General features: G+C 41.8%; 27 protein-coding genes and 1 pseudogene. 11 read left to right on the top strand and 17 right to left on the bottom strand.

What is annotated here, in order from left to right:
- Positions 1-2: 2 nt before the first annotated feature.
- The gene (locus AXI57_RS16700; RefSeq protein ID WP_010788502.1) at positions 3-1331 is read right to left on the bottom strand and encodes a PhoH family protein; all 1329 of its coding nucleotides are present in this window, start codon (positions 1329-1331) and stop codon (positions 3-5) included.
- Between the two features lie 155 nt (positions 1332-1486).
- On the opposite strand from AXI57_RS16700, the gene AXI57_RS16695 reads away from it, so the two are divergent.
- Positions 1487-2116, top strand: a complete 630-nt coding sequence (locus tag AXI57_RS16695; protein ID WP_003329107.1) for a YhcN/YlaJ family sporulation lipoprotein — start codon at positions 1487-1489, stop codon at positions 2114-2116.
- A 92-nt stretch (positions 2117-2208) separates the two neighbouring features.
- Positions 2209-2415 carry a YlaI family protein gene (locus tag AXI57_RS16690; protein ID WP_003329108.1) on the top strand — a complete coding sequence of 69 codons (207 nt, stop codon included), beginning with the start codon at positions 2209-2211 and terminating at the stop codon, positions 2413-2415.
- 166 nt (positions 2416-2581) lie between these two features.
- Here the strand turns inward: AXI57_RS16690 and AXI57_RS16685 are convergent, their stop codons facing one another.
- Together AXI57_RS16685 and typA are read right to left on the bottom strand one after the other, a co-directional pair.
- Positions 2582-2899: a YlaH-like family protein gene (locus tag AXI57_RS16685; RefSeq protein ID WP_003329109.1), complete on the bottom strand. Its 318-nt coding sequence runs from the start codon at positions 2897-2899 to the stop codon at positions 2582-2584.
- A gap of 55 nt (positions 2900-2954) precedes the next feature.
- A complete protein-coding gene (typA, locus tag AXI57_RS16680) occupies positions 2955-4793 on the bottom strand; it encodes a translational GTPase TypA (protein WP_003329111.1) in 1839 nt (612 codons plus the stop codon).
- Positions 4794-4908: 115 nt separating this feature from the next.
- Between typA and AXI57_RS16675 the strand changes: the two genes are divergently transcribed.
- Entirely contained in the window at positions 4909-5097 is a 189-nt protein-coding gene (locus AXI57_RS16675) for a YlaF family protein (RefSeq protein ID WP_003329112.1), read from the top strand.
- Positions 5098-5374: 277 nt separating this feature from the next.
- Entirely contained in the window at positions 5375-5986 is a 612-nt protein-coding gene (locus AXI57_RS16670) for a hypothetical protein (protein ID WP_061670719.1), read from the top strand.
- Positions 5987-6031: 45 nt separating this feature from the next.
- On the opposite strand, the gene AXI57_RS16665 is transcribed toward AXI57_RS16670, so the two are convergent.
- Together AXI57_RS16665 and AXI57_RS21480 are read right to left on the bottom strand one after the other, a co-directional pair.
- Complete coding sequence (locus AXI57_RS16665) at positions 6032-6349, bottom strand: zf-HC2 domain-containing protein (protein ID WP_061670718.1); 318 nt, start codon at positions 6347-6349, stop codon at positions 6032-6034.
- Positions 6350-6445: 96 nt separating this feature from the next.
- Positions 6446-6571, bottom strand: a pseudogene (locus tag AXI57_RS21480) (hypothetical protein); the annotation flags it as partial.
- 365 nt (positions 6572-6936) lie between these two features.
- Between AXI57_RS21480 and AXI57_RS16660 the strand changes: the two are divergent.
- Positions 6937-8502 carry a M4 family metallopeptidase gene (locus tag AXI57_RS16660; protein ID WP_061670717.1) on the top strand — a complete coding sequence of 522 codons (1566 nt, stop codon included), beginning with the start codon at positions 6937-6939 and terminating at the stop codon, positions 8500-8502.
- 383 nt (positions 8503-8885) lie between these two features.
- Complete coding sequence (locus AXI57_RS16655; protein ID WP_061670716.1) at positions 8886-9800, top strand: class I SAM-dependent methyltransferase; 915 nt, start codon at positions 8886-8888, stop codon at positions 9798-9800.
- Positions 9801-9970: 170 nt separating this feature from the next.
- On the opposite strand, the gene AXI57_RS16650 is transcribed toward AXI57_RS16655, so the two are convergent.
- The 3 genes from AXI57_RS16650 to AXI57_RS16640 form a co-directional block, all read right to left on the bottom strand.
- Positions 9971-10402 (bottom strand): GNAT family N-acetyltransferase, encoded by a 432-nt coding sequence (locus AXI57_RS16650; protein ID WP_141292138.1) that lies wholly within the window; start codon positions 10400-10402, stop codon positions 9971-9973.
- A gap of 25 nt (positions 10403-10427) precedes the next feature.
- Positions 10428-11225 (bottom strand): inositol-1-monophosphatase, encoded by a 798-nt coding sequence (gene suhB, locus AXI57_RS16645; protein WP_061670714.1) that lies wholly within the window; start codon positions 11223-11225, stop codon positions 10428-10430.
- A gap of 142 nt (positions 11226-11367) precedes the next feature.
- Positions 11368-11556, bottom strand: coding sequence for a hypothetical protein (locus AXI57_RS16640; RefSeq protein ID WP_003329123.1), 189 nt, complete (start codon positions 11554-11556; stop codon positions 11368-11370).
- Positions 11557-11794: 238 nt separating this feature from the next.
- Between AXI57_RS16640 and AXI57_RS16635 the strand changes: the two genes are divergently transcribed.
- Positions 11795-12433 carry a YktB family protein gene (locus tag AXI57_RS16635; RefSeq protein WP_003329124.1) on the top strand — a complete coding sequence of 213 codons (639 nt, stop codon included), beginning with the start codon at positions 11795-11797 and terminating at the stop codon, positions 12431-12433.
- A gap of 36 nt (positions 12434-12469) precedes the next feature.
- Here AXI57_RS16635 and AXI57_RS16630 read toward each other — a convergent pair whose 3' ends face one another.
- A complete protein-coding gene (locus tag AXI57_RS16630) occupies positions 12470-12736 on the bottom strand; it encodes a UPF0223 family protein (RefSeq protein ID WP_003329125.1) in 267 nt (88 codons plus the stop codon).
- 180 nt (positions 12737-12916) lie between these two features.
- Here AXI57_RS16630 and AXI57_RS16625 point away from each other — a divergent pair, with 180 nt between their 5' ends.
- On the top strand, positions 12917-14389 hold the full coding sequence (locus AXI57_RS16625; protein ID WP_003329126.1) for an aminotransferase class I/II-fold pyridoxal phosphate-dependent enzyme: 1473 nt from the start codon (positions 12917-12919) through the stop codon (positions 14387-14389).
- A gap of 45 nt (positions 14390-14434) precedes the next feature.
- On the opposite strand, the gene AXI57_RS21055 is transcribed toward AXI57_RS16625, so the two are convergent.
- A complete protein-coding gene (locus AXI57_RS21055; protein WP_003329127.1) occupies positions 14435-14554 on the bottom strand; it encodes a GapA-binding peptide SR1P in 120 nt (39 codons plus the stop codon).
- 139 nt (positions 14555-14693) lie between these two features.
- A complete protein-coding gene (locus AXI57_RS16620) occupies positions 14694-15518 on the bottom strand; it encodes a polysaccharide deacetylase family protein (protein WP_061670713.1) in 825 nt (274 codons plus the stop codon).
- 259 nt (positions 15519-15777) lie between these two features.
- Between AXI57_RS16620 and AXI57_RS16615 the strand changes: the two genes are divergently transcribed.
- Positions 15778-16152 (top strand): hypothetical protein, encoded by a 375-nt coding sequence (locus AXI57_RS16615; RefSeq protein ID WP_003329130.1) that lies wholly within the window; start codon positions 15778-15780, stop codon positions 16150-16152.
- A gap of 50 nt (positions 16153-16202) precedes the next feature.
- Here AXI57_RS16615 and lpdA read toward each other — a convergent pair whose 3' ends face one another.
- From lpdA to AXI57_RS16590, 5 genes are all read right to left on the bottom strand, one after another.
- Entirely contained in the window at positions 16203-17615 is a 1413-nt protein-coding gene (gene lpdA / locus AXI57_RS16610) for a dihydrolipoyl dehydrogenase (protein WP_003329131.1), read from the bottom strand.
- A gap of 4 nt (positions 17616-17619) precedes the next feature.
- Positions 17620-18954: a pyruvate dehydrogenase complex dihydrolipoyllysine-residue acetyltransferase gene (gene pdhC, locus AXI57_RS16605; RefSeq protein WP_003329132.1), complete on the bottom strand. Its 1335-nt coding sequence runs from the start codon at positions 18952-18954 to the stop codon at positions 17620-17622.
- A gap of 131 nt (positions 18955-19085) precedes the next feature.
- Entirely contained in the window at positions 19086-20063 is a 978-nt protein-coding gene (gene pdhB, locus AXI57_RS16600) for a pyruvate dehydrogenase complex E1 component subunit beta (protein WP_003329133.1), read from the bottom strand.
- Between the two features lie 3 nt (positions 20064-20066).
- Positions 20067-21182: a pyruvate dehydrogenase (acetyl-transferring) E1 component subunit alpha gene (gene pdhA / locus AXI57_RS16595; protein WP_061670712.1), complete on the bottom strand. Its 1116-nt coding sequence runs from the start codon at positions 21180-21182 to the stop codon at positions 20067-20069.
- 417 nt (positions 21183-21599) lie between these two features.
- Entirely contained in the window at positions 21600-22292 is a 693-nt protein-coding gene (locus AXI57_RS16590; RefSeq protein ID WP_061670711.1) for a YkyA family protein, read from the bottom strand.
- 226 nt (positions 22293-22518) lie between these two features.
- Between AXI57_RS16590 and AXI57_RS16585 the strand changes: the two genes are divergently transcribed.
- Positions 22519-22686, top strand: a complete 168-nt coding sequence (locus AXI57_RS16585) for a YjcZ family sporulation protein (RefSeq protein ID WP_061670710.1) — start codon at positions 22519-22521, stop codon at positions 22684-22686.
- A gap of 107 nt (positions 22687-22793) precedes the next feature.
- Positions 22794-23348 (top strand): peptide deformylase, encoded by a 555-nt coding sequence (gene def / locus AXI57_RS16580; RefSeq protein ID WP_003329137.1) that lies wholly within the window; start codon positions 22794-22796, stop codon positions 23346-23348.
- A 41-nt stretch (positions 23349-23389) separates the two neighbouring features.
- Here def and AXI57_RS16575 read toward each other — a convergent pair whose 3' ends face one another.
- Positions 23390-24163 (bottom strand): Cof-type HAD-IIB family hydrolase, encoded by a 774-nt coding sequence (locus AXI57_RS16575; protein ID WP_003329138.1) that lies wholly within the window; start codon positions 24161-24163, stop codon positions 23390-23392.
- Positions 24164-24295: the final 132 nt, after the last annotated feature.

Genomic DNA, 24295 nt, shown 5'->3' with positions numbered 1-24295 from the left:
AGCTACAGCAGATCCGCAGCTAGCTGGGCGAGTCCGGACCGCTCTCCTTTTAGAAGCTTGACACTGCCGGAAATATGTTGTTCTTTAAACCGTTCCACCACATATGCAAGACCATTATTTAAACTGTCTAAATATGGGTGATCTATTTGTTCTGGGTCACCCATCAATACGATTTTACTGCCTTCCCCGACCCTAGTCAGCAAAGTTTTCACTTCATGCTTGGTCAGGTTTTGCGCCTCATCAATGATGATAAATTGATCCGGAATGCTCCTTCCCCTGATATATGTCAGCGCCTCAACTTGAATCGAACCGATCCCAGCCAAAATGGCCTCCAGCTCTCCCGGTTTCTTTGCGTTGAACAGAAACTCCAAGTTATCAAAAATAGGCTGCATCCACGGCTTAAGCTTCTCCTCTTTTTCTCCCGGCAAATACCCGATATCTTTCCCGACCGGGACGATTGGCCTTGCAACAATGAGCTTTTTATAAATGCCTAAGTCTTCGGTCTGCAATAGCCCAGCCGCCAAAGCAAGAAGCGTTTTGCCTGTGCCCGCTTTTCCTGTCAAGGTGACGAGCGGAATATCTTCGCGCAGCAAAAGCTCTAGAGCCATAGTCTGCTGCACATTTTTCGGTCGGATTCCCCATACGTGCTCATCATCAAACACAAGCCTTTTAACGATTGTTCCGGTTTTGTCAGCTATGCCGACCGCTGAAGAAGATCCGCCCAGTTCATCCTTCATTAACGCAAACTGATTCGGATAAAACCGGTGGTGCTTTAGATCCTTCGCCTTAATTTCTTTTTTCCCGTAAAAAGAGGAGAAGAGTTCTTTATTGACATACAAATCTTTATAGCCGGCATACATGTCATCATTGTCCACAACCCGATCATTTAAGAAGTCCTCAGCCAAGAGACCGATCGCATCCGCTTTCACTCTCACCAGCACGTCCTTACTGACCAGAATGACAGGCCGTCCCTCTTCCTTTGTTTCTTCTTCGAGACTTAAATTTTTAGCAACCGCCAGTATGCGATTGTCATTTGTTTTTTCAATAAATATTTCTTGAAGCTGATGGAAAGAGCGGTGGTTCAGCTCAATCCTGAGCGTTCCTCCGCAGTCGAGCGGCACTTGTTCATGCAGTCTTCCCTTCAGCCTTAATCCGTCTATCAGCTTAGATACGTGCCTCGCGTTCCTCCCAACTTCGTCCATATACCGTTTTTTCGAGTCAACCTCTTCTAAAACAACAGCAGGGATGACAACTTCGTTTTCTTCAAAAGAAAAAATGGCGTTAGGATCCTGCAATAATACGTTCGTATCTAACACATAAATTTTACTCAAGTCTCAGCCTCCCGATATAAGGGTCAAAGTCCTTCCTGCTTCTCTTAGATGAAAATTGGTGAAGTGCCTGCTAAAATATATGTTTTTGTGAATAAAGATAGAAGGTTAATTCAACAATAAAATTATTGAATGCATTTCAAGGAGGGAACCTGCAAGTGCGAATTCTTTTTATCATCATCCAAGCTGTTCTTGTGCTGTCAGCATGTGCCAACCAACAGGGAGGCTCTAAGCAGCATCTTCAAAATGATTCCGCGAGACAAGAAAATTCAAAACCGATTCACGTGAAAAACACTTCACAGGAAACGGCAGACAATACATCCCGGCCAGACATTGCAAAACACCTTGTCAAGGTCACAGAGAGAGTGCCTGAAGTAAAAGATGCTACAGCCATCGTTCTTGGAAGATACGCGGTTGTCGGCATTGATGTGGACGACACCTTGGAGAGAAGCAAAGTTGAAACCATCAAGTACTCTGTCGCTCAAGCCTTAAAGAATGACCCATACGGTGCCAATGCTGCTGTCATTGCTGACCCGGACACAGTCAGCCGTTTACAGGAAATGGGCAGGGAAATCACCGCCGGGCGTCCGGTCACAGGCATTTTGGATGAACTGGCTGCAATTGTCGGCCGAGTGCTCCCTGAAGTGCCAAACGACGTGACAGACAACGAAAAAGAGTCACAGACCGAACATAATAATGACCAACTTAATCAAAAGCAGGAAAAAGAACTGGATCAGGAACAAAACGACCAATCAGACAATCATATGAAAAAGAACAAAAATGATTAAGCTTTAAGCCAAGCGGCTTAAGCTTTTTCTTTTTTTTCGAAAAACGGCAATCCATGGTATAATGCTTTTCAGAGTGAAAGAGGTGATATTCAATGAGGGTTCAATGTTCTATTTGCGACAAAATTGAACAAATTGATGATGAAACACTGATGGCGAAACGGCTTCGAAACCGCCCGATTCATACATATATGTGCCAAGTATGTCATGAACGGATAAAAATCAGGACTGAAGAACGGTTGAACACCGGGCGCTTCTCTTTTCACCCTGGACAACCAAAAAAAGAAAAAGTGAAAAAATGAGGCATGGTCCGTGTATAAAACGCATATCAGCCTCATGCCAGATTTTTCACTATTGTTCTTTATTGCCTTCACATAAAAAATGCGCGCTCATTTCCGGCGCTTTCTATTACGATTATCATTCTTGTCAGAAAAAAATGACTTAGCCGTTTGGCTAAGTCATTTTTATTTACGATTCCGCCGACTGTTCTTTTTTCGACTGATGCAAACGGATTTTGTATATGATTAAAATCAGCGCTGCCACAACCAACCCCTCGGCGACTGGCAAAAACACACCCAAAAAGGTTAATACAGTACAGCCGAGCGCTAAAAACAAGTAGACAACGGCTGATTTTAAAATAGGAAGCCGCTTGGCAAAGCCGAGTTTAAATACGATAACAGCCAAAACAAAGATCGTTCCGTATAACAGCCACATGCCCGTTCCCGGCTGCTCATCCACTTTATAGAGAGCAGCGAAGAACGACAGGCGTTCGCTCACTTCATTCAAAAAGGTTCCCTCCCCTATAACGTGCAGGTACTACCTTTTCAAATTCTGCAAGGGATTAGGACAATCCTGCTGTTTTTTTCTTTTTAGCAGATTTTTCGCGTTCGTTTTTATTAAGGATTTTCTTTCTTAAACGGATGGATTCTGGCGTTACTTCGCAATATTCATCTTCATTTAAGTACTCTAAAGATTCCTCAAGAGACATGATGCGCGCTTTTTTAATGGTTGTTGTCTGGTCTTTAGTAGCTGAACGCACGTTTGTCTGCTGTTTCATTTTGCTTACGTTAACAACCAAGTCGTTGTCACGGTTATGTTCGCCGACAATCATTCCTTCGTATACTTCTGTACCAGGCTCAACAAAAATCACACCGCGGTCTTCAATTCCTTGAATTCCGTACGCCGTAGATTTTCCGTTTTCCATTGAAACAAGCACACCTTGACGACGTCCGCCGACTTGGCCTTTTTGCATCGGCTGGTAGCTGTCAAATGTATGGTTAAGAATACCGAAGCCGCGCGTTAATGAAAGGAACTCAGTTGAGTATCCGATTAAGCCGCGGGAAGGCACAGTAAAGATCAGGCGGACTTGCCCGTTACCGTTATTGATCATATCAATCATTTCGCCTTTTCTTGCACCCATTGATTCCATAACAGAACCGGTATGCTCTTCAGGCACATCAATTTGAACCCGTTCTACAGGCTCACAGCGGACACCGTCGATATCTCTGACGATAACTTCAGGTTTTGATACTTGCAGCTCATAACCTTCACGACGCATGTTTTCAATTAAAATAGACAAGTGAAGCTCACCGCGTCCGGATACCACCCAAGCGTCAGGTGATGCAGTCGGATCTACGCGCAAGCTGACATCTGTCTGAAGCTGGGCTTGAAGGCGCTCTTCAATTTTACGTGAAGTAACGTATTTTCCTTCTCGGCCTGCAAAGGGACTGTTATTCACAACAAATGTCATTTGAAGAGTAGGCTCATCAATGCGAAGGATCGGCAGCGGCTCTTGATGCTCAACAGGACACACTGTTTCACCGACGTTAATATCCTCCATACCTGAAACAGCCACAAGATCTCCGGCTTTCGCTTCTTCAATTTCCACACGCTTTAAGCCTTGGAAACCTAAGATTTTTGTTACACGGAAAGATTTTGCTGTTCCGTCAAGCTTCATTAAGGAAACTTGCTGTCCGACTTTCATCGTCCCGCGGAATACACGTCCGATTCCGATACGGCCGACATAATCGTTATAATCAAGAAGCGCAACTTGGAATTGAAGCGGCTCTTCAGAATTATCAACAGGAGCAGGAACATGATTTACAATCGTTTCATATAAAGATTCCATGTTTTCATCCTGCTGTTTCGGGTCCAGGCTGGCTGTCCCGTTAATCGCAGAAGCATAAACGACAGGGAATTCAAGCTGTTCTTCAGAAGCGTCAAGCTCGATAAACAAGTCAAGAACTTCATCAATTACTTCTTCTGGACGTGCAAAATCACGGTCGATTTTGTTTACAACAACAACCGGGTTAAGGTTTTGTTCCAATGCTTTCTTTAATACGAAACGAGTCTGCGGCATACAGCCTTCATAGGCATCAACAACAAGCAATACGCCGTCAACCATTTTCATGATACGTTCTACTTCTCCCCCGAAATCTGCGTGTCCCGGAGTATCCAAAATATTAATGCGTGTATCTTTATAATTAATCGCAGTATTTTTCGCTAATATTGTAATACCGCGTTCGCGTTCAAGATCATTTGAGTCCATAGCGCGCTCGGCGATATTTTCGTTGGCACGGAACGTACCAGCCTGATGCAAAAGCTGATCGACCAATGTCGTTTTCCCATGGTCAACGTGGGCAATAATCGCGATGTTGCGAAGATCTGTTCGAAGTTTCACATTTTCATCTCCTAAAATAAATAGATAACTTTCATATTATATCACACATCCTCTTTAAAAGCGTCACGTTTTTCTGTAAACTTATGATGAAGATGTAAAAAGGGGATGGCGGATTATGAAAAAGATCAAATGGGTTTTATTATTATTTGCATTCGCGGCAGTTTTCAGCATTATGCTGATCGGCGTCTCAATCGCCGAAAAAAGCGCATTAGGCATCATTGGAAGCATCTTGCTTGTCTGTGCCGTTATGGGAAGCGGATTCACTTTAAAAAGAAAAATGCGCGAACAAGGGCTGCTTGATTAAAAGCATTACCGTTCAGCGAAAAAATTAATCAAAGAAAGAAAAAAACACCGCTCTCTATAGCGGTGTTTTTTAAGTCTTATCTCACCCTAAAGCTAGTCAGGAAGCCGCAAAATAAATTCAGGATGTTAGTTCATTCAGCTGAGATTCCTATTTTTTAACAGAACAAATAGTCCGCCGGAAAAAGACATAAAATACCATAAAGCCCATTTTTATTACACCATTCTCCTCCTATAATGGTGAATGTAACCAAAACATTCACAAAAAGGGAGAGAAAAAAATGAACAAACCATTCTTAAAAAAAGCCGTATTAACGACTGCCGCTCTTACTTCAGCCACTTTGCTTGCGTTCGGACCTGACGCTTCCGCCAGTGAAAAACCATTCAATTCCAGCACACCGGTTGCGAATCATACTGTTGTAAACCAAGAGGATCTTGAAAAATTTATCGATATCTTAAATCAGTCTATATATGAAAAGGACGGCAAATACTTTTTTGACAGTGAAAAAGCAGTCGAATTGGGTCTGACCGAGGAAGAAGCTCAAGTTATCGCGAAAATTTGGGATACATCATCCGAATTCATTGAGATCGTATCACAGAGTATTTATGTAGAAGATGGTGAGTACAAATTCGATGTTGAGAAAGCGCAGGAGCTTGGTTTCACGGAAAAAGAAGCCCTTATTGTCGATAAGATTTTTACTTCCTTCTCTCATAAAATTCAAATTCTTCAGGCATCCATTGTTGAAGCAGATGGTGAATATTCATTTGATATTGATGCAGCAATCGAAGCGGGTGCCTCACCTGCACAAGTGAAAATTTATGAAAAGCTCTTCAGTTCTCTTTCTCAAGAGCAGTTGGCGGCTATTTATAACGCGCTCCACCCTGAGGCTTAACCATCAAAAAAGCGCCCGGTCCTTATCGGCCGGGCGCTTTTTATATTATATCAGCAGCTTTATGATGAGCATTGCAATAAAAACAGCACCGAACCAGCAGGCCGCTTTTATCAGAAGCAGGCCATAATATCTTTGCTGAAATCGCTTTTCTTCTGTCTCTAATAAGACAACTTCCTCGTTCTCCGCTGATTCGAGTTCAATAGGCTCCTTCATTAATTCATATAATTCTCCGCACTCTTCACAGCTGCTTATATGCCCTTTTATAAACGTTTCCGTTTCTTTGCCGCAGTCACCTTCTATATATAAAGGGAGCAAATCTCTCACAAAATATTTCTCTCGCGCCGGTACCCAATCAATAAACATGTGATAGGCGAAAGCCCGTTAAACGCCTTGATAAAAGTATCTTGTGCTAAATCCTTAGCTGTCTCCAAGTGTTCAATCGAAACCTTTTGTTACATTTAAAGCATATAAAGCGGCAAGCCCGACGATTGACCATTGAATAATCAAAACGCTCTGCCTGCTTAAAATAAAATACCGCTCAAAATGCAGTATATAATGACTGAATAACTCCAACATGTCCAACAATCCTTTACATCTTATTAAGGCCTCATTCGGTTAGACACATCACTTATTAAAAAGTTTCAATAAAAACAAAAAAATCTCCCTCTCTAAACAACTCTTTTCTTTTATGCTCTGAATGTGCACAGGCTTACAAAAAGCGTCAAACGGCTTATTGAAAAAAAAGAGAAAACACAAATGTCTTTCAATCAAACACAAATAACGCATCTCGTATGACACTTGGCTTATTTCGATATTATTCAACAAAAGTAAACACAGGACAAATATATCAATTTTGTCTAGTAATGTTAATTTTTGTTGTGAAACCTAGAATGCTCGTTTAATATAATGATATAAGATTTTTCAGTTTTTTCAAAAAAGGGGGATTTATTGTGGGTTTAGGTAAGAAATTGTCTGTTGCTGTCGCCGCTTCGTTTATGAGTTTGTCAATCAGCCTTCCGGGAGTTCAGGCTGCAGAAAGTCATCAGCTTAAGGAGAATCAAACGAACTTCCTGTCGAAAAACGCAATAGCGCAAACGGAGCTCGCTGCTAATAATGACGCAGCTGTAAAACAGTTTTTGAAAAAGAACAGCGCCATTTTTAAAGGTGATCCTTCCAAGAGGCTGAAGCTTGTGGAAAGCACGACAGATAACCTCGGGTACAAGCATTTTCGATATGCTCCCGTTATTAATGGGGTGCCTATTAAAGATTCACAAGTGATCATTCACGTCGACAAAGCCGATAATGTCTATGCGATTAACGGAGAATTACACAATGAATCTGCTCCCAAAACAGAGAATAGTAAAAAAGTGTCCTCTGAGAAAGCTTTGTCACTGGCTTTCAAAGCAATAGGCAAAGCACAAGATGCTGTGTCAAACGGCAGTGCCGGAAACAGCAACAAAGCAGATTTAAAAGCAGTGAAAACCGAGGACGGCAGCTATCGTCTCGCCTATGATGTGACGATTCGCTATATCGAACCGGAACCTGCAAACTGGGAAGTCATCGTTGATGCTGAAACAGGAAAAATATTAAAACAGCAAAATAAAGTAGAGCATGTAGCTGCTACAGGAACAGGCACAACCTTAAAAGGAGCCACGGTGCCACTTAATATCTCTTCAGAAAATGGCAAATATGTATTAAGAGACCTTTCAAAACCAACAGGCACTCAAATTATCACGTACGATTTGCAAAATAGAGAAAGCCGCCTTCCAGGAACGCTTGTCTCCAGCACGACAAATAAATTCACAGCTTCATCACAGCGGGCAGCCGTTGATGCTCACTATAACTTGGGTAAAGTGTATGATTATTTTTATTCTAATTTTAAACGCAACAGTTATGATAACAGAGGCAGCAAAATCGTTTCTTCGGTTCATTTCGGCAGCCGTTATAATAATGCCGCCTGGACAGGAGATCAAATGATTTATGGTGACGGCGACGGATCATTCTTCTCCCCGCTTTCCGGTTCATTGGATGTGACGGCGCATGAAATGACACACGGTGTCACACAAGAAACGGCAAACCTTGTCTATGAAAATCAGCCAGGGGCATTAAACGAGTCCTTCTCCGACGTATTTGGTTATTTTAACGATACAGAAGACTGGGATATAGGTGAAGACATTACGGTCAGCCAGCCGGCTCTCCGCAGTCTGTCAAATCCAACTAAATATGACCAGCCTGACAATTATGCCGACTATCAAAACCTGCCGAATACGGATGAAGGTGATTATGGCGGTGTGCACACTAACAGCGGAATTCCAAACAAAGCTGCTTACAATACCATTACAAAACTCGGCGTTTCTAAATCACAGCAGATTTATTACCGTGCGTTAACAACGTACCTCACGCCTTCTTCCACTTTCAAAGAGGCGAAGGCTGCCTTGATTCAATCTGCGCGCGACCTTTACGGCTCAACTGACGCCGCTAAGGTGGAAGCTGCCTGGAATGCTGTAGGTTTGTAATCCTTTGAAACTCTTAACAAAGCCTGAGATGCAAATGTCTCAGGCTTTGTTTTTTAAAAATTAATTGATTCCCCCTCTTTCATTCTACGGGATCAAACTTATTGGAAGAACCCAAAAGCAAACTCTGACTATGTGCCCCGCGAGGTGCCGGCTATTATAATTATGCATGGAGATCAAGATGTATAAAGTAAGGTGCCGAATTCGATTTTACCCAAGCCCATACGCTTGAAATTGTAAAAACGCTAATTTCACACTTTTAAACATAAGTTTTTATTGACAAAATTATTTATTTATGCTATAATTGAAAATTAAAATTTTTATATGTATAATAAGATTCTCCTGGCCAGGGGAATCTTTTTTTGTTTATGCGGGAGGGTCATTGTATGAAGGAAAATGAGTCCAGTTTAACTTCCTTAATTTCAGCTTTTGGTCGAGCATATCACAGTAAATATGACACACCAAAAATTTTCGATGATTTTATTGCTAAAGATCTAATTTCTCAAAAAGAGTTTTCAGACATCAGTGAGAATATGATTCAAGGAATACAGTTCTTCAACAAAGATCTTGCTCGAAGGTTTCAAAATGATCCAGATGAAATTTTAAAATGGATTACCCAAGTCCAGCTTTCTCCAACACCCTTAGCACGTGCTGCGTATTGCGAAAAAGTAATACTTCATGAGGTAATGTTAGGGTTAAAACAGTACGTCATACTTGGAGCTGGATTAGATACTTTTTGTTTGCGGCGTCCTGAATTGAAAAACAGCTTAGAAATATTTGAAATTGATTATCCGGCTACACAGGAATTTAAAAAGAAAAAGTTGGATGATGCCCATTTTAAAATCCCGGGTAATCTTCATTTTGTTCCGATGGACTTCACCAATAAGTTCTCTTATCAACAACTAATAGATGAAGGATTTGAAAATAAAAAAACTTTCTTTAGCCTATTGGGCGTTTCTTATTATTTAACGAAAGAAGAAAATTCAAGGTTAATTAAAGATTTATTTACCAAGGTCCCATCAGGAAGCTCTATCGTTTTTGATTTTGCAGACGAAACACTCTTTAAAGAAAAAGGAATGTCTAATAGAGTTGAAAATATGGTGAAAATGGCTTCGGCAAGTGGAGAACCAATGAAATCTTGTTTCACTTATTATGAAATCGAAAACATGTTAGAAAAATCAGGTTTGCTCATTTATGAACATTTATCACCAGCTGCGATCAATGATCTTTTCTTTACTAATCGGACGGATTATCTGTCTGCATTTGAAACAATTCATTATATCCATGCGGTAAAAAAATAATATTTCAATTAGTAACAGACTTGCCTCTCATTCTTTCGCTAAGGATTGGGAGGCTGTTTATTATTTTTGCATATTCACAGCCCGACACGTCTAACATGATAAACACAGCCTAAAGAAAAGAAGCTGCCGTCACTCATACGGCAGCTTCTCAAAGTCCTGGAAAAAGCGGTTTAAGCATCAGCTTCCGCCAAGGGCTTTACCAAGATGATAAATTGTTTGCCATTCTCATCTTTCTCTAGTTTCAACTGTTCAAAGCCGCATTGGCTCACAAACAGTATCCATTCATTCCGATTGATCGGAACCGCTGCAAACACCGCTTTATGTTTTTCATTAAGCGTTTGGCCGATCTGTTCAATAATCGTCCGGGCATACCCCTTTTTTTCCTCAGCAGGGTCAACTAACACTGTTCCAAGCCACGGCTTTCCATTGGAAGGGGCCCACTCAAGATGGTAGCTGACCGCAATAGGCAGACCGTCTTTTTCCCATACAAGCCATGACCCGTTATACATGGAATAGGAGAGCATATAGCTTGCTGCGTCTTTCTTCTCTCCTAGCTCCTCCTCTTTCCAGGCAGGATGAGCTTCCGCAAGCTTTTCTAACAAGCTGAGGTCATCCTGTTCAAAATATCTATTTTCCAGCATGCAGGTACTCTTCGAATATCGTTCTATGTATGGAAGGATTTCCGGCCAATACACTGTGATTTTCTAAAAAGGTGAACGGTTCGCCGTCAATTGTCGTATATAAGCCCCCCACTTCATTTAACAGGATACAGCCGGCTGCATAATCCCAGGGAGCGAGCCGCATTGTAATGTAAGCGTCAATTCTCCCCGCTGCGACATTAGCCAGTTCTAAAGCGGCAGAGCCATAGGAACGCGTGCCTCTTACTCTTTTCACAAGCGGCGCTAAAACGCTTGGATCGATTCTTCTATTCTCTGTCACCCATGTAGCGTTAATGGCAAGAATCGCTTCTTCAATGGAGGTTTCCTGTAAAGGAACAAGCTTCGTTTCATTCATATAAGCTCCCTTTCCGCTAAATGCGTGATACAGCTCATCATGCACCACATCATAAATTAAACCGATTTTGCCTTTTCCGTTTTCAAAAATTCCGATTGATATTGCAAAATGTCTCTGCTGGTGTACAAAATTCATCGTCCCATCAATCGGGTCGATAATCCAGACCACTCCGTCCAATGAATGGAGTTCGTCTCCTTGTCCTTCTTCTCCGAGTATGCGATGGCCGGGAAACGTTTCTTGAATGCGGTCAATAAAAAACTTTTCTGTTTCCTTGTCAATATTTGTGACTAAATCATTCGGATTTGATTTTGTTTCTATTGTCAAATTTTCATTCATGGATTGTTTTATTCTGCTGCCCGCTTCTCTTACCCACTTTTTCGCAATTTCATCAATTTCCGTCCAATTTGTCATGTCGCCGTACCTCTTTTCTATGTATACCTTTTTCTTTATTCTCTAGCATACTGATAATAACGGTAAAAAAGCAAGAAATATGAAAAAAATGCCTTCTCACGTAAAAACGAACCAGTCAAGCGGTTCGTTTTTACTATAGCTTTTAACCGTTCAGACGAATCCATTCTTTTCTGAGACGTTCAAGCTTGCGTTTAGTCAGATCAATTTGTTCATCATTGCCTTTTTGCAGAGCCTCATACAGGGTTGCCAATTCATAATCAACCTCTAGTCTCCAGACAGCTTCACGGTTGTTTTTCTCTTCCTTAAACCCTTCTTTCACAACTTGCCTCATTGTCTTTCGCCCCTTCCAGAGATCATTTGTGTGTTAAAAAGCATCCCATTTTCCCAAATCACTAATGATACTTCTTATATCGTATGAATCTTATAATCAGCTGTAACATGATTCTGAAAATTGTGTGTTTACCTACTCATTGATTACCACATTTCCCTTCAATTAAAACGTGCTCAATGTTTTTGCTGGTGATTCTAACTGTGATAAAATATGAATACTTAGTTTAAGGAGGAAAATCATGACACACATGCGTTTTACGGAAGAAGACTTTAACACATTTACTATAGAAGGTTTGGACGCCCGCATGGAGGTGCTGAAAGAGCAAGTCCGGCCGAAGCTGACCGCTTTAGGAGAGCATTTCGCACCTTCTTTATCCGCTCTAACCGGTGACGAAATGTTTCCCCATGTCGCAAAGCATGCCAGAAGATCCGTCAACCCTCCTGCCGATAGCTGGGTTGCGTTTGCCAACAGTAAAAGAGGATACAAAAAACTGCCTCATTTTCAAATCGGGCTGTGGGAAACTCATGTATTTGTATGGTTTGCGATTATTTATGAGTCTCCGATTAAAGAGGAATACGGAAAATTGCTCGAAGCACAGCAAGACAGTATCACAAAAAAAATCCCCGGAAGCTTTGTCTGGTCAGCCGATCATACGAAACCTGGCGTGTACAAGCAATCAGACATGGACAGAGAACAGCTCAAAACCTTGTTCGAACGATTACAAACAATCAAAAAGGCCGAGCTCTTATGCGGCATTCAGCTTCAAAAAGAAGAAGTGCTTCAGATGAATAACCAGGAGTTTCTTTCAAAAATTGAAGATGCATTTCAACAGCTTGCCTTTTTGTACCGACTGACCCAAAAAGTGACGCAAGCATAAGAAAAACGAGCCGTGACTTTCATCCGGCTCGTTTTCTTACATTTTAATGATCGCTTCTTCTGATCCCTTCGCTTGTTTTACCGTACGATACGGAGAATATGTACTTTGCTCTTCAAACTCGCTGCATAGCGTTTTTTCCTGCGCTTTCCCCGGCACTATTTCTTTAAAGCGCCGATAGGCACTCAGCAGTTCTTCACGGTTAGCCCCTTTTTCGTAGGCTAATTCAACCTGCTGAAAAAAAGCAATCACATCCACCGCTTCTTCTGTTGTCCAATCCTCATCCATCGGATATTGGTAATTCATTTTCTTCACTCCTTATTCACTGCTTCCCTTTTAGGAAACAGCCTTATTAGATCATAAATTGTTCTTTACTTTCTTTCAAGTTCGTAATATAATTCATTTGTTTTACGTCTAAAATCGGTTTGACAAACTAAATATAACACACACTAACGTTAAGGTATTATGAAGAAGGTGGGAAAACAATTGTCGCAACATGATACACCCCTATATACCGGGCTGAAAAATCACGCAAGCAGACAGCCTGTCCAATTTCACATTCCCGGCCACAAAAAAGGGGCAGGAATGGACCCTGAATTCAGACAATTTATCGGCGAAAATGCGCTAAGTATAGATTTAATTAACATTGAACCATTGGATGACCTTCATGCGCCGAAGGGTATTATAAAAGATGCGCAGGATCTCGCTGCCAAAGCTTTTGGCGCTGATCATACGTTCTTTTCTGTACAAGGAACCAGCGGCGCCATAATGACAATGGTTATGGCGGTTTGCGGACCGGGAGACAAAATCATCATTCCGCGAAACGTTCACAAGTCAATTATGACAGCCATTGTATTTTCTGGAGCTGTTCCTATTTTTATTCATCCTGAAATTGACAATGAACTTGGAATATCTCACGGAATCACTCCGGAATCAGCTAAACGGGCACTCACTGAGCATCCTGATGCCAAGGGACTATTGGTTATCAATCCGACGTATTTTGGAGTGGCCGCTGATTTGAAAAGCATTGTGGAGCTTGCTCATTCCTTTGATGTGCCCGTGCTTGTAGATGAAGCACATGGCGTTCATATTCATTTCCATGACCAATTGCCGCTTTCAGCCATGCAGGCCGGAGCCGATATGGCAGCAACCAGTGTTCACAAATTGGGCGGATCGCTGACCCAAAGCTCTATTTTAAATATAAAAGAAGGCCTTGTGTCAAAAGAAAGAGTCCAAACCATTCTCAGTATGATGACCACGACATCCACATCATATCTGCTTCTGGCTTCTTTAGACGTGGCAAGAAAACGCCTGGCGACAGAAGGGTATCAGCTCATAGAAGAAACCATTATGCTTGCCGGCAAAACGAGAGAACGGCTGAATCATATCGAAGGCATATATTGTGTAGGCTCCGAGATCATCGGTTCAAAAGCGGCGTACCATTATGACCCGACAAAATTGATCATTTCCGTTAAGGATTTGGGGCTTACAGGTCACGATGTAGAAAAATGGCTTCGTGAATCATATAACATCGAAGTAGAACTGTCGGATTTGTATAATATCTTGTGTATCTTCACCCCCGGAGACCGGACTGATGATGCAGAGCGTTTGGTGACGGCATTGGAAGAAATCGCCCGCCAAGCTTCAGCAAGTGAGTGTAAACAAAATCAAACAGAAGTTCTTCTTCCTAATATTCCGTTACTCGCGATGACTCCGCGGGACGCTTTTTACGCCAATACAGAAATCATCCCTTTAAAAGAGTCTGCGGGACGAATTATCGCTGAGTTTGTTATGGTATACCCGCCCGGAATTCCGATCTTTATTCCCGGCGAGATCATTACAGAAGAAAACGTCAGCTATATATTTAAGAATCTTGAAGCAGGGCTTCCTGTCCAAGGACCTGAAGATTCCACGCTGCAAATGATTCGGGTTATAAAGGAACAAAAAGCCATACAATAAGATAATCAACAAAAAAGCATGCGGCTTTTACACCGCATGCTTTTATTATTCTTCTTCAAGATGACACTGACATTGTCCGCAGCACGTTCCATAAAACGTTGTAACCTTCTCATCCTCAAAGTAATGAATGGCTTCGTTACAGTCTTGGCAAACAATCGTTCCCATCTCTCATTCCCCATTTCTCTTTTTTTGAAAACGCTTAATTTCTTTTGTTGTTATTATATTAATATGTCACATTTAAAATGTCAACAACAAACTGTATGTCACATTTATTTTTTGAGGATGAAAAATATTTATTAATGAGTTATTCAGCCGCTTGTTTTATTTCTCTTGGATCAATGATTTTGTATCCTTTATCTCTTAACTTTGTCACAATTTGCGGCATTGCATGATCTGTCCACTCCCGATCATGCATCAATAAATTAGCTCCGTCAGTTAAATAAGGGCTGTTCACCATGATATCAGTAAGGGCATCTTTTGATTGGTATTTTGTTTCCCAATCATACCCGTACGTCCAATTCATTTTCACCATGCCCTCCTGCTTAATCAGCTTCTCACTATAATCTGTATTGCTTCCGAAAGGCGCTCTGAAAAATGCAGGCTTTTCTCCGGTTACATCCTCGACCATTTTATTCACACCGAGAATTTCTTCTTTTTGCTCTTTTTCTGACAAATCCTTTAAATTTTGATGTGTCATTGTATGATTGCCAATCATAAAACCTAAATCATAAATATGCTTTAATGCTTTTTTATTTTCTTCATTTTTTAAAAAATGTCCATTCACAAAAAAGATTGCTGATGCATTCTGTTTGTGCAATTGATCTGCAATATCTGCTGAATGCTTATCAGGTGCGTCGTCAATTGTTAAGAGCACAACTGGCTTTTCTTCCTTATTTCCCTTCAGCTTCTGAACAGAAGCGGTGTCAGGATTGATTTCATACTTGGCTTCTTTTTTTTCGGCTTTATCGCCTTTCTCAGCTTTTTTCTTCTCGTTTTTTTGCTGCTGGCTCTCCTTATCGGACACATGAGAATGTGTTTTGTTTGTTTTTCCTTCCTCATTTGTACTGGTTTCAGAATTACAGGCTGCCAAAAGCAGCATCATCGTTATTAATACAAACGCTTTAAACATCAAAACCCTCCGTTTTTCAAATTTATATTTTCCCTCAGTATAACGAAAAAATTTGAACAGAACGAAGAATAATGTGTCACCTGAAACGACTCACTCATACAGCCCATATGAAGGTTTTGTTATCTGTCTTTAAAAACAGTTTCAATTATATAACAATTAGGTAACAAGCCAAGGATTAAACGGTTCTCATGATAGACTAGAACTAGTTTACCAATGGTGAAATACAAGTTTAATAATCTTAAACAGAGGAGAAAGATAGATGCTATTTCGCGCGGCAATCCCCATTGTAATCACGATATTGGTTTTGTCAGGCTGCACTCTTTCGACTATCAGCCCAGTCAAAAAAAGCGGGGTCGACAGCATTCATCATACTCAAATCCTGTTTTTTTCTGATGAAGACCATATAGATAAAGAAGTTCCTTATTATGACGCCCTTCTTGATTTAGAGAAGGATTATCCTGATCATGTGGAAAATATGAAGGTTTATGATGATAAAAAAGGATGGGAAGATGAAATAGAAACCGTCCCGACACTTATGGTTGTAGATCAAAGTCATGTTGTAGTGAAGATAGAGGGATGCGTAAAAAGAAAAGAAGATATCATTAAGCCATTACAGCATGTTTTGGCAAAATAAAAACAGCCTCCGCACCTAAGCAGAGGCTGTTTTGTTGTATAATCTAACAATTATTTCACAATATGAATCGGGCTTCCGATTGCCACTTCAGCAGCTTCCATCGTGATCTCTCCCAATGTCGGGTGAGCGTGAATTGTCATAGCGATATCTTCAGCAGTCATGCCGCCTTCGATTGCCAAGCTTAATTCAGAAATCATGTCAGAAGCGCTTGCTCCGGCGATTTGTGCACCGATAACAAGTCCGTCCTCTTTACGAGTGATCAGCTTCATGAAGCCGTCAGTTTCGTTAAGAGAAAGAGCGCGTCCATTCGCCGCAAATGGGAATTTAGCAGCAACGATTTCAAGGCCTTCTTCTTTCGCCTGTGCTTCAGTGTATCCCACAGACGCAAGTTCCGGCTCAGAGAAGACAACCGCAGGAATGCCGAGGTAATCAATTTCTGCAGGCTCTCCAGCGATTGCTTCTGCAGCGATTTTACCTTCGTAAGACGCTTTATGAGCAAGCGGCGGTCCGTCGATAATATCACCGATCGCGTAAATGTTAGGTACGTTCGTACGGCATTGTTTATCGGTTTTTACGACACCGCGGTCTGTCATTTCAACGCCGACTTGCTCTAAGCCAAGCTCGTCAGTGTTTGGACGGCGTCCGACTGTGATTAATACGTAATCAGCATCAACGGTTTTCTCTTCACCATTTACTTCAAAAGTGACTGTTACGCCGTCAGCTTTTTCTTCAACGCTTTTCGCCATCGCTTTTGTATGAATTTCAACGTTGCCTTTTTTCTTCAGGTTGCGTTTCACAAGAGAACTCATTTGTTTTTCAAAGCCAGGAAGAATTTCGTCTCCGCCTTCTAAAATTACAAGTTCAGTTCCGAAGTTCGCATACGCTGTGCCAAGCTCTGTTCCGATGTAACCGCCGCCGATAACGACAAGTTTCTTAGGAATTTCTTTAAGAGCAAGAGCGCCTGTTGAATTCAGAACACGATCGCTATATTTGAAGTTTGGCAATTCGATAGGACGAGACCCAGTTGCAAGGATCGCGTTTTTGAACGTGTATGTTTGAGCAGAGTTCTCATCCATTACACGGACAGAATTGCTGTCTACAAAATAAGCTTCGCCTTTTACGACATCAACTTTGTTGCCTTTCAAAAGACCTGCAACACCGCCGGTAAGCTTGTCAACTACAGAGGCTTTCCATTCTTGAACTTTTGTAAAGTCAACTGTTACATTCTCAGCAGTGATACCCATATCATCAGAATGCTTAGCATTCTCATAACGGTGGCCTGCATTGATCAGCGCTTTTGAAGGGATACATCCCACGTTCAGACAAACGCCTCCAAGAGTTGCTTTTTCAACGACTGTTACTTTTTGTCCAAGCTGAGCAGCGCGGATGGCAGCTACATAGCCGCCAGGTCCCGCACCAATGACAAGAGTATCTGTTTCAATAGGGAAATCTCCTACTACCATAACATTACGCCTCCATTAAAATTAATTGTGGATCGTTTAGTAAACGCTTGATGTGATTTAACGCATTTTGTGCAGTTGCTCCGTCAATCATACGGTGGTCAAAGCTGAGAGAAAGAGCCAAGACTGGAGCAGCTACAATTTCGCCGTCACGTACAATCGCTTTTTCAGCAATGCGGCCGATTCCGAGAATTGCAACCTCTGGATGGTTGATAACCGGAGTGAACCATTGTCCGCCCGCAGAACCGATGTTAGTGATTGTGCAAGATGCGCCTTTCATTTCTGCAGGAGCAAGCTTACCTTCACGTGCTTTTGTTGCAAGGCCGTTGATTTCATCAGAAATTTCAAAGATCGCTTTACGATCAGCATTTTTCACAACAGGAACTAACAAGCCTTTTTCAGTATCAGCAGCGATACCGATGTTGTAGTAATGCTTCTGAACAACTTCATCTGTTTTATCGTCAATTGAAGTGTTTAGAACAGGGAATTTTTTAAGTGCAGATGTAAGAGCTTTAACAACATAAGGCAAGTATGTCAGCTTAACTCCTTGATCAGCAGCAACCTGTTTGAACTGTTTACGATGAGCAACAAGGTTTGTTACATCAATTTCGTCCATTAGAGTAACGTGAGGAGCAGTATGTTTAGAGTTAACCATCGCTTTAGCAATTGCTTTGCGGATACCGCTCATTTTTTCGCGTGTCTCAGGGAACTCGCCTTCAGGAGCTGGTGCAGCAGCAGCCGGCTTAGCAGCAGATTCTTTCGATGCTGTTTCTTGCGGCGCAGCTGTCTCTTGAGATGCTCCCCCATTTACGAAGCTGTCAATATCTTCTTTTACAACACGTCCGTTGTTTCCAGAACCTGTTACTTTTTTGATATCAACGCCTTTTTCGCGCGCATATTTGCGAACAGAAGGCATCGCGATAACGCGTTTATTCGGATCTGCTTCCGCTTGGTCCTGTTGTCCGGCACCAGTTGCTTTAGCAGGCTCTTCTGCGCGTTCTTCTTTAGCTACGTCTTGTCCGGCTTCACCAGTTGACTGAACTTGCGCTTCAGTTTTTGCGTCGCCTGACTCTTCGCTTCCTTTAAATTGAAGGTCTTCGTAACCAGGTGCATCAAACGTAATAATCGTTTGTCCAACAGTTGCAACTGTTCCCTCTTCAACTTTTAATTCTAATACTTTTCCTTTTACAGGTGAAGGAATTTCTACTACTGCTTTATCATTTTGTACTTCTGCAAGCACATCATCTTCGTCTACCTCGTCGTTTGGCTTGACAAACCATTTTACGATTTCGCCTTCGTGGATACCTTCCCCGATATCTGGAAGTTTAAATTCAAATGCCACAGTTCTCGACCTCCTAGTTTGATTAAGCAATTTTAAGTTTGAATCGTAAGCATTGAAAATTCAGAAACACACGCTCTGATTATATAATGGAGGAAAAGATCAAGTCTTTTCCTCCTTTTTATGAAGTTTGATTAAAATTCAAGTACTTTTCTGGCTGTTTCAAGAACGTCTTTATGGTTTGGAAGCCATACGCTCTCAGCTTGAGAGAAAGCAAATACTGTGTCAGGCGCTGTTACGCGAAGCACAGGAGCTTCCAAGCTTAAGATCGCGCGGTCGTTAATTTCAGCTACTACGTTAGCAGCAACGCCGGCTTGTTTTTGAGCCTCTTGAACCACAATCGCGCGGCCTGTTTTTTCTACAGATGCGATGATCGTTTCAATATCAAGCGGGCTGACTGTGCGAAGGTCGACAACCTCAGCAGAAATGCCGTCTTTTTCAAGCTCTTCAGCAGCTTTTAATGATTCATGAACCATTGCACCGTAAGTGATGATGGAAAGATCAGTTCCTTCACGTTTCACATCAGCTTTGCCAAGTTCAATTGTGTACTCTTCTTCAGGAACTTCCTGACGGAAAGAACGGTACAGCTTCATATGCTCTAAGAATACAACCGGATCATTGTCGCGGATTGCAGAGATCAAAAGACCTTTAGCGTCATATGGAGTTGACGGGATAACAACTTTAAGACCAGGCTGCTGAGCTACAAGCCCTTCCAAGCTGTCAGCGTGAAGTTCAGGAGTATGAACACCGCCGCCGAAAGGAGAACGGATCGTAACTGGTGAAGTCCAGCGTCCGCCTGAACGGTAGCGCATACGTGCCATTTGTCCTGAAACTGAATCCATTACTTCATATACAAATCCGAAGAATTGAATCTCCATAACCGGACGGAAATCATTTAAGCCTAAACCAAGGGCAAGACCGCCGATACCAGATTCAGCAAGTGGCGTGTCAAATACGCGATCCTCACCAAATTCTTTTTGCAAACCTTCAGTCGCACGGAATACGCCGCCGTTTACACCAACGTCTTCTCCGAAAACTAAGACGTTTTCGTCATTTTTCAGTTCTGTGCGTAACGCATCCGTGATTGCTTGAATCATTGTCATTTGCGCCATGGCTTACTTCGACTCCTTCTGTGTATAAGTTTCTAACTGCTCTTCAAGGTTGTAAGGCAGTTCTTCATACATAATATTGATTAAATCTGATACTTTTTGTTTTGGTTCTTCATCCGCTTTTTTGATGGCTTGCTTGATTTCTTCTTTCGCAGCCTCAATAACTTTCGTTTCTTCTTCTTCAGACCATAGGCCTTTGTTTTCTAAGAACGCGCGGAAACGAACAAGCGGATCTTTTTGTTCCCATTCGTTTTCAATTTCTTTCGTACGGTATTTCGTCGGATCGTCACCAGCCATTGTGTGCGGGCCGTAACGGAATGTAAGAGTTTCAATCAAAGTCGGGCCTTCGCCGTTTACAGCGCGCTCGCGTGCTTCTGCAGTTGCAGCGTACACAGCAAGTGCATCCATTCCGTCTACTTGAACACCGACAATACCAGCAGCTGCCGCTTTTTGAGCAATTGTGCTCGCTGCAGATTGTTTTTCAACCGGAGTTGAGATTGCGTAACGGTTGTTTTGAACAACGAAAATCGCAGGGGCTTTATAAGCACCGGCAAAGTTGATTCCTTCGTAGAAGTCCCCTTGAGAAGCTCCCCCGTCACCAGTATAAGTAATTGCAACAGCTTTCTTGCCGCGTTTTTTAAGACCTAGTGCAACACCTGCAGTTTGAATGTACTGCGCACCGATAATGATTTGCGGAGAAAGGGCGTTCACATCATCAGGCATTTGGTTTCCTCTGAAATGTCCGCGAGAGAAAAGGAACGCTTGATACAATGGAAGGCCGTGCCAAATTAACTGAGGCACATCACGGTATCCCGGAAGAACAAAATCTTCTTTTTTAAGCGCGAAATGTGTTGCAATTTGTGAAGCTTCCTGACCGGCAGTAGGAGCGTAGAAACCGAGACGCCCTTGGCGGTTCAATGAAATGGAGCGCTGATCAAGCACACGCGTAAATACCATGCGGCGCATAAGCTCTTTTAATTGATCATCAGATAAATCAGGCATCGCCGCTTCATTCACGACTTCTCCCTTTTCATTTAAAATTTGGAACGTTTCGAACTGCTTTTTAATGGCATCAAATTGCTTTTTACTGTCAACGATAGCTTTTTTCGTTTTTGCAGCCATACTAAAGTCACCTCTTCCTTTCTTTTAAACAGTCATTAGACGTGCATACCTTTTATACATACAAACTTAGGGTACCCTAAAGTATTAGCAGTAAGTCGTATATATTTTAGCCGATCCCCAGTTTGCCAAAACCTTTTATGTAGGATAGTCACATTCTTTTCTGAACTGTATTATCTTGTAGTTTTAAAAAAACTAATACAACATCACTTAACATGGATTAGTTTACACTAAACAAAGAAGACCCGTCAATCGTTTTAATCATTGATTTTCAATAAATGTATTCGCTTTATATTTTCAATGGTCATCCTGTGTTTCCCCACCTTTAAAACTGTACTAGTATACAGTAGAGTGCTGTACTACAATAGAAAATTAAAAATTTAGCGAAACTCATTTTTAAATAAAAAAAGAGCTGACCAGTCAGCTCTTTTTCACATCAAACCCTGCAGTGTTATATAACTCTTCTCTCGCTTGATTATATTTTTCCGTTTGCTTATTAAATTCTTCGCTTTGTTTGAGTACTTTATCATAGGAAGTGTTCACTTTGTCGATCTGCTGATCTAAATCATCCAATGTCAAGTCTTTTTTCTTCATAAGCTTATACAGTTCTTTGTCCAGTTTGATTGCCTTTTCATATTCCTTATACATGGAGCTGTAGGAAGAATATCTCTTCTCCATATAGGAAGCTGCATTTTCAGCTTTTTCTTTAATTTTCTCATCTTTAATATCTTCTGCCGATTCTTTTGCTGTTTTAAATTCCTTTTTGGAATCGTCAATACTGCTCTTTTCGGTTTTCAGATGTTCCTCACGCTTGCTGGCATTATCAAGTGCCTGATTTGATAATGAGACGATCTTTTTATAATCATCCATATTCAATTGAATTACGCTGTCGTACAGCTTATTCTCATCCTTCTCCAACTTTTCTAATGTCTTCTGTTCTTTTTGAAACGGTTTTTCCAGCTGCACGACTTTTTCTAATGAGTCATGCAGCGATTCAACCGGATCCTGTTCCGCACAGCCGGTCAGCAGCACACTTGACGCGCCAAGCGCACAGATCCCTGCAAATATGTGTTTTTTATTAAATTTCACGCTGAAATCCCCCAATCTTGACATTTTCTACTATAGGATCTCTCGCGGATTTTGACAATAGCTGAGCTGTAATTGAATGTTTCGACAAACCAGTCCTCATTTATGCAGAGTCTCGGCGCTCAAAAAAATGAAGTAAAAAAAATGAAAAATCAGGGCATATGACCATACAACTTCTGTGCTTTTACATAGGTTATAGTAGACGCTATGCCTACAAAAAAGGCTGCGCGTAATTACAAGAGGAGGTTTTTTTATGTACGGTTATGGATATGGCGGAGGCTGTTGCAGTTACGGCGGTTATGGGTACGGCGGTTATGGGTACGGTGGAGGCTGCGGAGGCGGCTACGGACGCACATTCGCTTTAATCGTTGTATTGTTTATCTTGTTGATTATCGTCGGCGCTGCTTATTTAGGCTGCTAAATGCGGACGATTGACCAGCCTTAAAACGGCTGGTCTTATTTGATTCGTTGCGCCGCGCTAAAGAAATCCTTTATAATTTACATATTAAGCTTTAGGAGTGAAGTTTCTTGATTACTATGGAGAATATTGTGCGTGACGGACATCCCGCACTCAGAGAGGTTGCTGAAAACGTTCAGCTGCCTGCAAGTGATACAGAAAAAAAACAGCTGGCTGAGATGATTGAGTTTGTAAAAAACAGCCAAGATCCTGTGCTGGCTGAACAGCATCAGCTTCGGCCCGGAGTGGGGCTCGCTGCGCCTCAAATCAATATAAACAAACGAATGATAGCGATACACGCTGAGGACGCTTCAGGAACCTTGTACAGCTATGCGCTGTTTAATCCGAAAATCATCAGCCATTCGGTTGAAAAAAGCTATTTAACCAGCGGAGAAGGGTGCCTTTCCGTTGATGAGGCTATCCCCGGCTATGTTCCCAGGTACGCCCGAATCAGAGTGAAAGCAACGACGCTTGAAGGAGAAGAGATTGATATTCGGTTAAAAGGTTTCCTCGCTATTGTATTTCAACATGAAATTGATCACCTGAACGGCGTGATGTTTTATGACCATATTGATAAAGAGAATCCATTTCGGGAACCGGACAACGCAGTCCCTATTGAACGGTAAATTAAAAACGGCCGACACATCAGTAGTGTCAGCCGTTTTTTTTATTTCAAAAGCCCTAATTCTTTTACAGCAAACGCGATCCCGTCTTCATCTACGGGTTTGGTCACAAAATCCGCGATTTCTTTCAATTCCGGCACTGCATTTCCCATGGCAACGCCCGTTCCGACAAACTCAATCATTTGCAGGTCATTGAGCCCGTCACCGAACGCATATGTATCGCTGATGTCAAAAGGAAGCCGTTCGATCACTTTTTTAATTCCTTCCGCTTTTGATCCGCCGCGAGGAAGCACATCAGTGGAAACCTCATGCCAGCGCACGAAATCAAACTCGTTCATAGCCGTATACGCTTTTTCTTCATGATCGCGGCAGAATAAAAGGAGCTGGAAGATTTCTTTTCCCTCGTAAAATAATTCATCCAGTTCCGGATACTGAGCCTTTAAACTGCTGATCCCTTCGAATACGTGGGGATGCTTATCGGTGTTGGTCTTCATGGCGTCTTCCGCCATAAATACAACAGGGTGCTTACCTTCGCCGGCTTGTTTTAACAGACGCTTGATCGCTTGTTCAGGCAGCGGATTTTTAAAAATGACTTCCCCTTCAAAGACAACGTACTGTCCATTGTAGGAGATAAACGAATGGATCCCCAGTTCATTCAAGATCGGTTTAACCATAAACGGCGCACGGCCGCTGGCGATAAACACATGGTGCCCCCGCTCCTGAAGCGCCGCAACTGTTTCCCTTGTACTCTCAGGTATATTTTTATCATGATCATATATTGTTCCGTCAATATCCAGAAAGATTAATTTCGTATCCATGGCTGATTTCTCCTTTATCCCATTGTCACTTAGTACATGCTTTCCCACTCCCATCATACAGAAAGTTTTTCTTCGGGCAAACCATTTCCTTTACTTTTTCATTCAAATCCCATAAATACCCATGAAAATTCA

This window comes from Bacillus atrophaeus (assembly GCF_001584335.1).
Classification (GTDB): domain Bacteria; phylum Bacillota; class Bacilli; order Bacillales; family Bacillaceae; genus Bacillus; species Bacillus atrophaeus.
Note: the sequence above shows the minus strand (reverse complement) of the source record. Positions and strands in the feature narration are given on the sequence as shown.

Coding starts and splice junctions, on each gene's coding strand:
- AXI57_RS16690 (WP_003329108.1), top strand. CDS start 2,209: ATGAGGGTTCAATGTTCTATTTGCGACAAAATTGAACAAATTGATGAT.
- AXI57_RS16675 (WP_003329112.1), top strand. CDS start 4,909: ATGAAAAAGATCAAATGGGTTTTATTATTATTTGCATTCGCGGCAGTT.
- AXI57_RS16670 (WP_061670719.1), top strand. CDS start 5,375: ATGAACAAACCATTCTTAAAAAAAGCCGTATTAACGACTGCCGCTCTT.
- AXI57_RS16665 (WP_061670718.1), bottom strand. CDS start 6,349: ATGTTTATTGATTGGGTACCGGCGCGAGAGAAATATTTTGTGAGAGAT.
- AXI57_RS16655 (WP_061670716.1), top strand. CDS start 8,886: ATGAAGGAAAATGAGTCCAGTTTAACTTCCTTAATTTCAGCTTTTGGT.
- suhB (WP_061670714.1), bottom strand. CDS start 11,225: ATGACAAATTGGACGGAAATTGATGAAATTGCGAAAAAGTGGGTAAGA.
- AXI57_RS16640 (WP_003329123.1), bottom strand. CDS start 11,556: ATGAGGCAAGTTGTGAAAGAAGGGTTTAAGGAAGAGAAAAACAACCGT.
- AXI57_RS16635 (WP_003329124.1), top strand. CDS start 11,795: ATGACACACATGCGTTTTACGGAAGAAGACTTTAACACATTTACTATA.
- AXI57_RS16630 (WP_003329125.1), bottom strand. CDS start 12,736: ATGAATTACCAATATCCGATGGATGAGGATTGGACAACAGAAGAAGCG.
- AXI57_RS21055 (WP_003329127.1), bottom strand. CDS start 14,554: ATGGGAACGATTGTTTGCCAAGACTGTAACGAAGCCATTCATTACTTT.
- AXI57_RS16620 (WP_061670713.1), bottom strand. CDS start 15,518: ATGTTTAAAGCGTTTGTATTAATAACGATGATGCTGCTTTTGGCAGCC.
- AXI57_RS16615 (WP_003329130.1), top strand. CDS start 15,778: ATGCTATTTCGCGCGGCAATCCCCATTGTAATCACGATATTGGTTTTG.
- lpdA (WP_003329131.1), bottom strand. CDS start 17,615: ATGGTAGTAGGAGATTTCCCTATTGAAACAGATACTCTTGTCATTGGT.
- pdhB (WP_003329133.1), bottom strand. CDS start 20,063: ATGGCGCAAATGACAATGATTCAAGCAATCACGGATGCGTTACGCACA.
- pdhA (WP_061670712.1), bottom strand. CDS start 21,182: ATGGCTGCAAAAACGAAAAAAGCTATCGTTGACAGTAAAAAGCAATTT.
- AXI57_RS16590 (WP_061670711.1), bottom strand. CDS start 22,292: ATGTCAAGATTGGGGGATTTCAGCGTGAAATTTAATAAAAAACACATA.
- AXI57_RS16585 (WP_061670710.1), top strand. CDS start 22,519: ATGTACGGTTATGGATATGGCGGAGGCTGTTGCAGTTACGGCGGTTAT.
- AXI57_RS16575 (WP_003329138.1), bottom strand. CDS start 24,163: ATGGATACGAAATTAATCTTTCTGGATATTGACGGAACAATATATGAT.